Source organism: Faecalicatena sp., from assembly GCF_058819085.1.
On the sequence record NZ_JBZUUL010000019.1, the window covers coordinates 59,181 to 71,355 of the forward strand.

Consider the following 12,175-nt stretch of genomic DNA (forward strand, 5'->3'; position numbering starts at 1 on the left):
ATTCAAGAGTGGGAATCCAGGAACCAGAGTGTGTTTATAAGGTTTTGTTTTCGTTTCTAATTTGTTTTCTCATGCCTGCGGAACATAATGAAAAGGATTCCGCTGGCAGCCATCAGCATCGGATAATACAGATATGGCATAATATGGAACGGAGTCAGCCCCGTTAAACTGGCAGCCGATAACAGCTGCGCTCCGTATGGGATCAGTCCCTGACCCACGGAAGTGAAAATGTCCAATAAGGAGGCGGAACGTTTCGGAGTGATCTCAAATTCGTCGCTGATCTCCTTGGCTATAGGCCCCGCCATGACAATGGCTACTGTATTGTTTGCCGTACACAGATCCACAAACAGTGCCAATAAGGCGATCCCAAGCTCTCCGCCGCGCTTTCCTTTGATCCTGCTCTTGATCATGTTTAAGATGAACTGGATCCCCCCATATTCTTTTACAAGTGACACGATACATGCTACGACGATAGAAATCACCGTGATATCGTACATGGAGGTCACTCCCTCACCTACAACGGCAAAGATCTGAGACAGCGCAATACTGCCAGTTGCCACGCCCACGATCAGGGAAACTACGATCCCGCCGATCAGGACGAGGAACACATTAATTCCGATCAATGCCCCTACCAGGACCAGAATATACGGCAGGACCTTCCACAAATTATAGTCCATCGATGCAGTCACCTGCAGCTTCACATTGCGGGTCGTCAGCCAGAAAATCACGATCGTGATGACTGCTGCCGGGAGCACGATCAGAAAGTTCGCTTTAAACTTATCCTTCATCTCACATCCTTGCGTCTTGACCGCCGCGATGGTGGTATCTGATATCATAGATAAATTGTCACCAAACATCGCTCCGCAGACAACTGCTCCGATACAGATCGCCAAAGGAAATCCGGTCTCCTCGTAGATTCCCACTGCGATCGGCGCCAGAGCCGCGATCGTCCCCATGGAGGTTCCCATAGAAACAGAAATAAAGCATCCTATCACGAACAATCCGACGATCGCGACCCTCGCCGGAAGGATCGACAATCCAAAATTGACCGTACTCTCCACACCGCCCGCTGCGGTAACCGCACCGGAAAATCCTCCTGCGCATAAGAAGATCAGGCTCATCGTAATAATATTCTCATCCCCTGCTCCTCTCGCGATGATCTTCAGCTTTTGATTAAAATTCAGTTTTCTGTTCTGCAGGAAAGCCACAAATAATGCGATCAAAAATCCCACAATGGCAGGCATCGCATAGAAGTCCTTCGTCACGATCCCTGCTCCCAGGAAAATTACCAGAAACACTCCGATAGGAAGCAGCGCAGACGCCCTGCCCTTCTCGTTTCCTGTTGTTGTACTTTCTTGTCTCATTCCATATCCTCTCTTCGTTAAAATATTTCCCGTATCTTATGGAAATCCTCGCCAAGCTCCTCCTGCATCTGTTCCTGGAATAACCCTGCACTCTTGTAAAAATAGATGTCATGCCGGACACACTCTGCCGCCATGGCGACCATGGGCTTTGACTTTGTCCAGATCACCTCTGAAACGGCGTCACTGATGATCTGTCCGAACACTACCTCCCGGTTGTCAGAAACAAGTGTCAAAAATCTCCCTCCCATCTCCTGCCTCTTATCCTCCAGCATTCCGTGGCGGCAGACGTGACGAAGCAAGATCTCATCCTCGTTTTTCTCCCCGAAATAAACGATTCCTGTGCGGATCCCCTTCGCTTCCAGCTCCTGTATAGGCAGAAGCAGCCGGTCCAGGTCTTCCTCCCAGATCTGCAGAAGCAGCTCTGATTCTGTCCTTTTTAAGATACTGCGGCATTTTGCAAATACGTTTTCGTATTCCCTGATATGCCAAAACTCATCCATATCCGTCTGTGCCCTGTAATCCTTTAGCTGGCTTTTAAGCTCCTTAAGAGTCACATCAGTCTCATGCTTCACTCTCTCGGAGATCTCTTCCACAGGTACAGCAACATAACGGTTGGTATTCTCCTGTTCAGAATACAATATAAATCCTTTTATGACAAGAGATTCCAGCACATTGTAAATTTTGGAACGGGGAACTGCCGAAAATTTACTCGCCTCATACCCCGTTGCACCGCCATTTTTTAAGAGAGTCAGATAAACCTTGGCCTCCGCATCCGTAAGCCCTACCTTATTGAGTAAACCGATCTTATCTACCAAGGCTGCATCGCACCACCTTCTTCTGCCGGTCTGCAGTTACGTGCAAACAGATTCAGGCAGCCCTTTTGTTCCTTGAGGGGCGGGCAGACCCAGGCAGCCTTTCTTTTCTCCAGCTCTTCCTCTGATACCTCCAGCGTCACCTTTCCGTTTGGAATATCGATCACGATCTCATCCCCCTCCTCTACAAGGGCGATGGTTCCGCCGTCATACGCCTCCGGTGAAACATGTCCGATGATCGCGCCATAATTAAAGCCGGAAAATCTTGCATCTGATATCAGGCCAACACTTGTATGGAGGCCATGTCCGATCAGCGCATCGATACTCAGCATCAGCTCCTTCATACCAGGAGCGCCTTTACAGCCCTCATAACGGATGACGATCACATCACCGGGAACGATCTGCCCTGCCTCGATCGCTTCAAATGCACTTCTGTCACCGTCAAAGACCTTCGCTTTCCCCCGGATATATTTTACAGGATCCGGAACTGCTGTCGGACGCACGATCGCACCGTTGGGAGAAAGGTTTCCGCGCAGGATCTTTAATCCTGGCTCATGAAAGAGCGGTTTCTCCAGTGAATGGATCACTTCATTTGGCTGTGCAGTCACACTGGACAGGTATTCGGCCCATGTGCCGCCATTCATCATCAAAGCATCCGTAAACAAATGAGGCTCCAGCATTTTCATGACGTTGGGCACGCCGCCTGCATAATGGAAATCCACGACCGTGTAAGGTCCGCTTGGAATGACTGCATTGATGCAGGGGATCTTTTCCGCATATTTTTCAAAATCAGCCAGAGTAATGTCGATCCCCAGCTCATAAGCCATGGTCAGAATATGAAGTACTGCGTTGGTAGAGCCTGCCACTGCCATATCAAACATGATCGAGTTCAATAGAACCTCTTTTGTGATCAGGTCAGAAGGCTTCAAGCCTGATTTTACAAGCTTCACCGCAAACTTTCCCGCTTCCCTTGCCTGGCGCAGCTTCCGGTTGTCTGATGCCGGGATCGTAGACGTGCCTGGCATGACCAGATTCATGACCTCCCCGAGCATCTGCATGGTATTGGCTGTTCCCATCGAAGGACAGGCACCAAAGGATGGACAGACGGCCTCCTCAAGCTCCATCAGCTCCTCCTCTGTGGAACCGGAAAATCTCGCCACATCCAGATCCGCCTCCACAACCGCTTTCCCGCAGTGATGTCCCGGCTGCATGGAGCCGCCGGTCACAACCATAGATGGGATATCCATTCTCGCCGCGGCAAGATAACAGCCTGCTATGATGTTATCACAGGATGCGATCATGACAAGTCCGTCAAAATTATGTACCCTGGAAACAAATTCTACAGACATCGCTACAATGTCGCGTCCTACCTGCTCATACTTTAGCTCCTCCGCTCCGTTTGCAATATTGCCGCAGGTCGCCGGGATGCCGAATTCAACAGGGACTCCGCCTGCCGCCCAGATCCCCTGCTTGACTGCCTCAGCGATCTGTCTGAGATGAGCACTTCCCGGTGAACCCTCCATGTATGAGTTAGGTACTCCAATATGTGGTTTCTTACGGATATCCGCATCGGAATATCCTGCTGCTTTCATCATGACACGGCGGTGTGCCGCCTCTGCCCCGTTCCAATATGATTCCATTTGTATCTCCTCCTGAATATCTCTTCATTTACACTTATCGAACATTTACACTTATCGAACATTAGCAGTTCGATAAAGTATGCCCTATGGGTATCGCTTTCTGCTTATCCTCAAATTATGGTTTCCCCCGGCTTTCGGCTTATTCCCAGACTGTACCCACACCAGCCTGCAGCGCTTTGTCGTAAATCCGTTTTGCCGCCATCAGATCCTGCGTACCGATCCCCACCGTCTTGAAAACGATGATCTCCTCGTCATTTTCCCTGCCTGTTACTTTTCCAAGCAGCACATCTCCCAAATCGCCTGTGAAATCCTCCTTCGTGATGATTCCCTGCTCTAACGGGATCAGGATATCTCCGGCCTCCGAAAGAACTGCATCCTCAGAGTCAAAATAAATCTTTGAAGCACGCTTTAGGATTTCCGGATCCATCTCCTGCATATGAGGCTGATAAGAGCCTACACAGCTTACCGTTGCCCCTGCCTTCACCTTTGTGCCGTCAAATACAGGACGCGTGGATGGAGTCACACAGACTAAGATATCCGCATCCTCTACTGCGTCATCTGCGCTTTCTGCCGGAAGGATCTGCGTTCCATATTCGGATAGCTCTTCATTCATCTGCCCGACAAAGGCATTCAAACGCTGTGCATTCAGGTCAAAGACCTTAACGGTCTCAAGATTGCGGACGGCTACCATCGCTTCGAGCTGTGTGGCTGCCTGTCCGCCTGTCCCGATCAGAGCCCCCTTCTTACAATCCTTTTTCGCCAGAACATCCAGTGCCGCGCCGGAAGCAGCTCCGGTGCGAAGCTGTGTCACATAGGTCCCGTCCAGAACAGAAACAACCAGTCCATTCGAAGCATCGATCAAAAGCACCTGTGCCGGAGTGGAAGGCAGCCCCTGCTCAATATTCTTAGGAAACACATTTACAACCTTTAGGCAGGCCGTATCCAATTCATCCACAAAGGAAGGCATGAAAAGAAGTGCTCCCTCATGTCTTGGCACCTGGATATTCGTACGCAGAGGCACCTCACTCTTCCCCTCCGAAAATAACCGGAAAGCTTCCTTGTCCGCTTCCACTGCTTCCCTCATGGAAAACACCTTCTTAATGTCCGATTTCGATAATAACAGCATAACAATACCTCCTAATTTTTGATCCCGTATTCTGGTTTTAGCTTAGTATACCCCAAAGGTAACTATTAATATATTCATTATAACAATCCCGGGAGAAATGTCAATCCCCTCTATAACATACCACCGCTATAACATGCATCCCTGATGGACTTAAGGAGCACGTGTCAGAAAAAAAGAGGAAAAGAAAGGCCGACACCTCACTTTTCCTCTTTTTTTACTTCTATTGATCCATTGCTATTATTTTTTCTTACTATTGGTATAATTCACCAGTCCGCCTGCTGCGATAAGCTTCTGCATGAATTCCGGGAACGGCTGTCCCTGAAACTGTGTCCCCTTTGTGCGGTTATAGATCTTTCCACTGTCAAAATCCACTTCCACTTCATCTCCTGCCTCGATCCCTCTGGCCGCCTCCGGGCACTCGATGATCGGCAGCCCTATATTGATGGCGTTGCGGTAGAAGATCCTTGCAAATGTCTCTGCGATCACGCAGCTGACCCCTGCTGTCTTTAAACACAGCGGTGCATGCTCCCTGGAGGAACCGCAGCCGAAGTTTTTATTTGCCACGATCAAGTCTCCCGGCTGTACTTTCTTGACAAAATCAGGATCAATATCGACCATTGCATGGCTTGCCAGTTCCTGTGCATCAAAAGAGTTTAAGTATCTTGCCGGAATGATAACGTCTGTATCTACGTTGTCTCCATATTTAAAAACGTGTCCCAATGCTTTCATTATTTGTCACCTACTTTCTCCGGATTCGCGATGCAGCCTGCGATCGCACTTGCAGCAGCTAATTCTGGGGAAGCCAGATAAATAAGAGAATCTACGTGTCCCATACGTCCTACGAAATTACGGTTAGTTGTAGAAACACACTTTTCTCCAGCCGCCATGACCCCCATGTGTCCTCCCATGCAAGGTCCGCAGCTCGGTGTATTTACTGCACAGCCTGCGTCTACAAAGATGTCCAGAAGTCCCTCTTTCATACACTGCTTATAGATCTTCTGAGTCGCAGGGATCACCATGACGCGCACATCCGGGTGAACCTCGTGTCCTTTCAGGATCGCAGCAGCCTTACGCATATCTTCCATTCTTCCATTCGTACAGGATCCGATCACTACCTGATCAATCTTGATCGGCTCCATGGCCTCGATCTCATCGATGGTCTTCGCATTGCCCGGAAGATGCGGGAATGCAACGGTCGGACGAACCTTGGACAGATCGATCTCGATCACTTCATCATAAACTGCATCCTCATCTGCCTCATAAACAGTATATTCTTTCACTGTATGCTCATCCAGATAAGCCTTTGTCTGCTCATCGACCGGGAAGATCCCGTTCTTTGCTCCCGCTTCGATCGCCATATTAGCGATCGTAAAACGGTCATCCATGGAAAGATTCTGGATACCGTCCCCTGTAAATTCCATAGATTTGTAAAGTGCCCCGTCCACACCGATCTTACCAATGATATGGATGATCACATCCTTGCCGCTCACATAAGGTCCTGGTTTTCCTGTTAATACGAACTTCAGGGCACTTGGCACCTTGAACCACAGTTCTCCTGTTGCCATACCAGTTGCAATATCCGTTGTACCAACACCGGTTGAAAATGCGCCCAGCGCACCATATGTACAGGTATGAGAGTCTGCGCCGATGATGCACTCTCCTGCAGCAACCACGCCTGCCTCAGGAAGGATGGCATGCTCCACACCTGATTTTCCCTGCTCAAAATACCACTTTAAGCCCTGCTCCTTCGCGAACTCACGGATCGCTTTGGAATTCTCTGCGGACTTGATATCCTTATTCGGTGTAAAATGATCCGGAACCAGTACCACTTTATCTTTATCATAAACCTTGTCTGCCATCTGTTTAAAAATCGGCAGAGCCATAGGCCCGGTAATGTCATTTGCCATTACCACATCTAATTTCGCTTCTATCAGCTGACCGGCTGCTACAGAATCCAGTCCCGCATGAGCCGCCAGAATTTTCTGCGTCATTGTCATTCCCATAACGACAACCTCCTCTTTCATATAAATTCTGTTTTTCATTTTATCATATTAAAGTGCGAAAAGAAAGTAGAGATATTATCCTCTTTTAGGAAACGAGTGTGCTGCATTACTGTGCACGCCCAAAAGGTATGAACAGAAACTGAACTATTCTTCTAAATTCCCTGTAAGAATTCCATGTAAGCCTGTATGAATCTACTGCGCCTTCCTTTACTTATGAAGATAAATTCTCCGTTGCTCAGATATATCTTCATCTCTTCTATTTTCCTGATATAATACATATTGACGATATAAGCGGCATGACAGCGGTAAAATCTCTCATCCAATTTCTTTTCATAATCAGACATCGTTGTCTTGGATACATAGCTGAGATTCTTCTTATGGACACAAGTTTTCCTTATCCTGGTCTCTATGTAGAATATATCGTCAAAATATACCTTCTCTATGACAGAACCCGTATTTTCAACTGCCTGCATCCATTTTGACCGAAACCTTTTATCCGGAAAATTTCGGATCACAAAAAGAAGCCCCAGACAGAAGCTCACTCCATTGATCACGCCATATATTACTGTATTTATCATTTGAATCTCCTGTCGTTCTTTTAACAATATTTTTTCTAGAATACTATGTTTATGCACTCCTGTAAACTGGTTTGTATAACTGGGAAACATTCCTGCACAATTGGTATCTGGATTCCATAAGTCTCGATTAACCCAAAAACAATCCCAGTTATCCTCAATATTTGCATCTTTTTATCCGGCAGGGTATGATACAATAAATATATATACCCTGCCTATCCCCACAGGACATCCCATAATTCATGCTCTGCGGGCGAGCTTACTGTCACATTGTTTATGGAGGAGATACTATGTTTAAAAAAACACGTAAAAAACAAATGATTCGCTGTCTTGCGCTCTGTCCGTTTCTTCTGGTGTTATGCCTGCTCTTTACCGGCTGCAGTCCCAAAACGGAAAAGGCCTCTATTGCTCCAGCTGTTTTCTCTGACAAGACCGCTGCTTTGGACACCAATGAAAAACGAAATAGTGAACATCCTGATAAAGCTACCGTCCTCACTATGCGAAGCGCAGCGCTGGAAGGAATGAGTCCTGAGAGTATCAAGAGGCTAAAAACTGTCATTTCAAACGCAAATCTACGTTTAGAACGCCACCTGATATTTGAAGACTTACAGGATCACCTTTCTAATCCAGATGACGGTACATGGAAATATCTGGATGTGACGGGTGAATTTATCATTGGTTATGCCTACGAGTCAGAAGATATGGACAAAAAGGAACAGCTTGGATTAACTGAGGAAGAATTTCAGAAGAAGTACGGTGAACCGGTTTATGCCACCAGTGACTATGACGCAAAAGCCATTCTCCAGATTCTTGGAGAGCTTGAAGAGAGCGTCTACAACGAATCCTTCCGAAAAAACTTTGAAGCCTTGTCCGATCTGGTCCAAAAAGCGAAAGACACACACGATGTAAACTGTGTCATAAATATTTACCGTATCCTGCATGACATGGACTATTACCTTCTCCGCTATGGTCCCGAGGATGTTGGAAAATACATGCAGGACAAAACCACCCTCTTAAAATATTACGGAGTGCTTGAGGATTACCGCAATACAAATTATTATAACGAAGATGGATTTCTTTAATCATTCATAGAAATTCCGGTAAAAAAGAAGGTGCCGCTCAATCATTTTACATGATTAAACGGCATCTTTTTAACCCTGCAGATTGAAACAGTATCCTTCCTGATCTGTCCATTCTCCATCTGCTCTACTTCACCTGGATATATCCCTTCGCAGTAAGCGCTTCTGCACAAAGTACCGCTCCGCCTGCGGCTCCGCGAACTGTATTGTGAGACAGTCCAACGAATTTATAATCAAACATGCTGTCCTCTCTCAGACGTCCGATGGATACGCCCATTCCATTCTCATAATCCACATCCAACTTTACCTGCGGACGGTTGTCGTCTTCCAGATACTGAATAAACTGCTTCGGTGCGCTCGGAAGCTCTGCCTCCTGTGGGAATCCTTTATAAGAAACTATTTTTTCGATCAGTTCTTCTTTCGTTGGCTTCTTCTCAAAGTTGATGAAAACGGCTGCGGTGTGTCCGTTTAATACAGGTACACGGATACACTGACATGTGATCTTCGGCAGCTCTGCCTTCACGATCTCACCATTTTCTACTTTGCCGAGTACTCTCAGCGGCTCCTGCTCGCTCTTTTCCTCTTCTCCGCCGATATATGGGATGATGTTTTCCACCATCTCCGGCCAGTCTTTGAAGGTCTTACCTGCGCCGGAAATTGCCTGATATGTGGTCGCTACAACTTCCTTTGGTCCGAATTCCTTCCATGCTGCGAGACACGGTGCATAACTCTGGATCGAGCAGTTTGGTTTTACTGCGATAAATCCGCGGGTGGTTCCCAGACGCTTCTTCTGGTCTGCAATGACTTCAAAGTGATCTGCATTGATCTCCGGCACTACCATCGGTACGTCCGGTGTCCAGCGGTGTGCGCTGTTGTTGGATACGACCGGAGTCTCTGTCTTAGCATACGCTTCCTCGATCGCTTTGATCTCTTCTTTTGTCATGTCCACTGCACTGAATACAAAGTCAACGGTAGCCGCAACTTTTTCTACTTCGTTTACATTCAACACCACTAATTTCTTCACTGCCTCCGGCATCGGTGTGTCCATTTTCCACCTGTCACCGACTGCCTCCTCATAGGTCTTTCCTGCAGAACGCGGACTGGCTGCCACGGTCACTACCTCGAACCAGGGATGGTTCTCCAGCAGGGAAATAAATCTCTGACCCACCATTCCTGTTGCACCTAAAATACCCACTCTTAATTTCTGATCCATTTTCCTCACCTTTTCCTTTCTCTCAACTTGCTTCTGTATGTGTTCCTGCCATTTCGGATCCTGCCAGATCCTTTTTGACATCTATTCTATATTTAAGTACATCTCATGTGCTGCGATCACCTTTTCCATGGCCGCTTTTCCCGGTGCACCGATTGTATTGCGCATCTCCACGCACGTCTTCATGCTGATTGCCTCATAGATATCTTCTTCAAATACAGGAGAGATCACTTTGAATTCTTCCAGTGACATATCGTCCAGCGCAATGTTTTTTTCAATACAGTAGAGAACCAACTGTCCAACGATGCCATGTGCATCACGGAAAGGTACTCCATGATTCACCAGATAGTCTGCCGCATCCGTTGCGTTTGTAAATCCGTTCTTCGCGCTGTCTTCCATACGCTGATCGTTGAAACGCATGGTCTTTATCATGCCTGTAAACAGTGCCAGACATCCCTTCGTTGTATCGATGGCGTCAAAAACAAATTCCTTATCTTCCTGCATATCTTTATTATATGCAAGAGGGATTCCTTTCATCGTAGTCAGAAGTGACATCAATGCCCCGTAGACACGTCCCGTCTTTCCACGTACCAGCTCCGCAATATCCGGATTCTTCTTCTGCGGCATGATGCTGCTGCCTGTGCTGTATGCATCGTCAATCTCCACAAACTGATATTCGTTGGAATTCCAGATGATGACCTCCTCGGAAAAACGGCTCAGGTGCATCATAACGGTTGACATCGCGGACAGAAGCTCGATCAGATAATCCCGGTCTGCCACGGAATCCATGCTGTTCAACGTCGGGCCTGCAAATTCTAAAAGCTCTGCCGTGTAATCCCGGTCCAGAGGATAAGTGGTTCCGGCCAGTGCACCGGATCCCAGCGGACAGTAATTCATACGCTGGTAAATATCCTTCATACGGGACCGGTCACGCTTAAACATCTCAAAATATGCTCCCAGATGGTGAGCCAGTGTGATCGGCTGTGCCTTCTGCAGATGCGTGAAACCAGGCATGTAGGTCTCTGTGTTCTCCTTCATCAGCTTCAATAACACTTCGAGAAGCTCCTTCAAAAGCTGATCTAATTCCAGGATCTCATCCCGGGTGTAAAGCTTCATATCTAAAGCAACCTGGTCGTTGCGGCTTCTTCCTGTATGTAATTTCTTGCCCGCATCTCCGATCCGGTCGATCAGATTCGCCTCCACGAAGCTGTGGATATCTTCATATTCATCCGTGATCTCTAATTTTCCGCTCTCCACATCAGTTTTGATGCCTAAAAGCCCTTCGATAATCTTTTCTTTTTCCTCTTCTGTCAGGATCCCCTGCTTTGCAAGCATGGTCACATGAGCAATACTGCCGCGGATATCCTGCTCATAAAATTTTTTATCAAAAGATATTGATGCATTGAAATTGTACACTAATTGGTCTGTTTGCTTTGTGAAACGACCGCCCCATAACTGTGCCATTTCCTTATCCTCTCTTCTCTCTGTTAGATTTTCTCATTAGTTTATCATAGTAACGTGTTAATGTCCACATGAAACTTCACGGTTTTGCAGCCTTTCGCCAAAAAATATTTGGAACATTTCACATTTTTTCATAGTTTAACTGCGGGTCTGCCGGGATATCTGTAATTATTTTTCTTTTTTCTTCTCAATTGAAAATTCACACCCACAGTAATCCTGCCTGTAAAGCCCGTATTCCTTTGATAGCTCAATGGACCGCTTATACCCATTCTTCTTTTTAAAATCAGACTGGAGATACTTGATCCCATATTCGGATGCGATCTCCATGCCGATTGCATTCAGCTTCCCGGCATTTTTCAAAGGACTGATACTCAGGGTGGTGGTAAAATACTCGAATCCTCCCTTGACTGCCATCTCTGCCGTCTCTCTCAAACGCAGTTCATAACATTTAAAACAGCGTGCCCCGCCTTCTTTTAAGTGCTCCATCCCTGCTGCCAGGGCATAAAATTTATCCTTGTCATAATTTCCCGCCAAAAAAGACACCGGATGCTTAAAGCGCATATCCCCGATCAGCGTCTGCTGCTCTAACAGACGTTTTGTATATTCGCTCTCCGGAAATATATTCGGATTATAATAAAAAACCGTGACCTCAAAATATTCGGATAAATATTCCAGTACATAACTGCTGCAGGGAGCACAGCAGCTGTGAAGCAGAAGCTTCGGCACCCTATTCTCCTTTTGGAGTGCACTAATCAGCTTGTCCAGTTCTTTCTGATAATTAACATTTCTATAGTTCATCTCGCCCAAACACCTTTCCTGTGCTAATAGATGCGAACATTATACCACAAATGCTAAGCTCGTTAAATACCTCGCTAAGGATTTGGGTATATGTCTTTCTAAAGCGC

The 12,175-nt window shown here is 46.8% G+C and carries 11 protein-coding genes; 1 reads left to right on the plus strand and 10 read right to left on the minus strand.

All coding sequences use genetic code 11. The annotated features are described in order from the left end of the window. Positions 1–56 precede the first annotated feature (56 nt). The 7 genes from AC4OGX_RS09355 to AC4OGX_RS09385 all read right to left on the minus strand — a co-directional run bounded on the left by AC4OGX_RS09355 (position 57) and on the right by AC4OGX_RS09385 (position 7,523). Entirely contained in the window at positions 57–1,364 is a 1,308-nt protein-coding gene (locus AC4OGX_RS09355; protein ID WP_493330042.1) for a Na+/H+ antiporter NhaC family protein, read from the minus strand. A gap of 17 nt (positions 1,365–1,381) precedes the next feature. Further along, positions 1,382–2,179 carry a TrmB family transcriptional regulator gene (locus AC4OGX_RS09360; RefSeq protein WP_493330043.1) on the minus strand — a complete coding sequence of 266 codons (798 nt, stop codon included), beginning with the start codon at positions 2,177–2,179 and terminating at the stop codon, positions 1,382–1,384. Then, positions 2,173–3,816: a dihydroxy-acid dehydratase gene (ilvD, locus tag AC4OGX_RS09365; protein WP_493330044.1), complete on the minus strand. Its 1,644-nt coding sequence runs from the start codon at positions 3,814–3,816 to the stop codon at positions 2,173–2,175. The genes AC4OGX_RS09360 and ilvD overlap by 7 nt, the downstream gene beginning before the upstream one ends. A gap of 139 nt (positions 3,817–3,955) precedes the next feature. Next, entirely contained in the window at positions 3,956–4,942 is a 987-nt protein-coding gene (locus AC4OGX_RS09370; protein WP_493330046.1) for an ornithine cyclodeaminase family protein, read from the minus strand. A gap of 237 nt (positions 4,943–5,179) precedes the next feature. Further along, the gene (gene leuD, locus AC4OGX_RS09375) at positions 5,180–5,671 is read right to left on the minus strand and encodes a 3-isopropylmalate dehydratase small subunit (protein WP_493330047.1); all 492 of its coding nucleotides are present in this window, start codon (positions 5,669–5,671) and stop codon (positions 5,180–5,182) included. Continuing rightward, positions 5,671–6,945 (minus strand): 3-isopropylmalate dehydratase large subunit, encoded by a 1,275-nt coding sequence (gene leuC, locus AC4OGX_RS09380; protein ID WP_493330048.1) that lies wholly within the window; start codon positions 6,943–6,945, stop codon positions 5,671–5,673. The genes leuD and leuC overlap by 1 nt, the downstream gene beginning before the upstream one ends. A gap of 152 nt (positions 6,946–7,097) precedes the next feature. Next, the gene (locus AC4OGX_RS09385; RefSeq protein ID WP_493330049.1) at positions 7,098–7,523 is read right to left on the minus strand and encodes a LytR/AlgR family response regulator transcription factor; all 426 of its coding nucleotides are present in this window, start codon (positions 7,521–7,523) and stop codon (positions 7,098–7,100) included. 287 nt (positions 7,524–7,810) lie between these two features. Between AC4OGX_RS09385 and AC4OGX_RS09390 the strand changes: the two genes are divergently transcribed. After that, a complete protein-coding gene (locus AC4OGX_RS09390; RefSeq protein WP_493330050.1) occupies positions 7,811–8,602 on the plus strand; it encodes a hypothetical protein in 792 nt (263 codons plus the stop codon). A gap of 124 nt (positions 8,603–8,726) precedes the next feature. Here AC4OGX_RS09390 and asd read toward each other — a convergent pair whose 3' ends face one another. From asd to AC4OGX_RS09405, 3 genes are all read right to left on the minus strand, one after another. After that, the gene (gene asd / locus AC4OGX_RS09395) at positions 8,727–9,812 is read right to left on the minus strand and encodes an aspartate-semialdehyde dehydrogenase (RefSeq protein ID WP_493330051.1); all 1,086 of its coding nucleotides are present in this window, start codon (positions 9,810–9,812) and stop codon (positions 8,727–8,729) included. Positions 9,813–9,893: 81 nt separating this feature from the next. After that, the gene (argH, locus tag AC4OGX_RS09400; RefSeq protein WP_493330052.1) at positions 9,894–11,273 is read right to left on the minus strand and encodes an argininosuccinate lyase; all 1,380 of its coding nucleotides are present in this window, start codon (positions 11,271–11,273) and stop codon (positions 9,894–9,896) included. A 165-nt stretch (positions 11,274–11,438) separates the two neighbouring features. Then, positions 11,439–12,068, minus strand: a complete 630-nt coding sequence (locus tag AC4OGX_RS09405) for an epoxyqueuosine reductase QueH (RefSeq protein WP_493330054.1) — start codon at positions 12,066–12,068, stop codon at positions 11,439–11,441. Positions 12,069–12,175: the final 107 nt, after the last annotated feature.

Bases quoted from the DNA above. Each gene is read 5' to 3' on its own strand.
- AC4OGX_RS09355 (WP_493330042.1), bottom strand. From the start codon at position 1,364: ATGAGACAAGAAAGTACAACAACAGGAAACGAGAAGGGCAGGGCGTCT.
- ilvD (WP_493330044.1), bottom strand. From the start codon at position 3,816: ATGGAATCATATTGGAACGGGGCAGAGGCGGCACACCGCCGTGTCATG.
- AC4OGX_RS09370 (WP_493330046.1), bottom strand. From the start codon at position 4,942: ATGCTGTTATTATCGAAATCGGACATTAAGAAGGTGTTTTCCATGAGG.
- leuD (WP_493330047.1), bottom strand. From the start codon at position 5,671: ATGAAAGCATTGGGACACGTTTTTAAATATGGAGACAACGTAGATACA.
- leuC (WP_493330048.1), bottom strand. From the start codon at position 6,945: ATGGGAATGACAATGACGCAGAAAATTCTGGCGGCTCATGCGGGACTG.
- AC4OGX_RS09385 (WP_493330049.1), bottom strand. From the start codon at position 7,523: ATGATAAATACAGTAATATATGGCGTGATCAATGGAGTGAGCTTCTGT.
- AC4OGX_RS09390 (WP_493330050.1), top strand. From the start codon at position 7,811: ATGTTTAAAAAAACACGTAAAAAACAAATGATTCGCTGTCTTGCGCTC.
- asd (WP_493330051.1), bottom strand. From the start codon at position 9,812: ATGGATCAGAAATTAAGAGTGGGTATTTTAGGTGCAACAGGAATGGTG.
- argH (WP_493330052.1), bottom strand. From the start codon at position 11,273: ATGGCACAGTTATGGGGCGGTCGTTTCACAAAGCAAACAGACCAATTA.
- AC4OGX_RS09405 (WP_493330054.1), bottom strand. From the start codon at position 12,068: ATGAACTATAGAAATGTTAATTATCAGAAAGAACTGGACAAGCTGATT.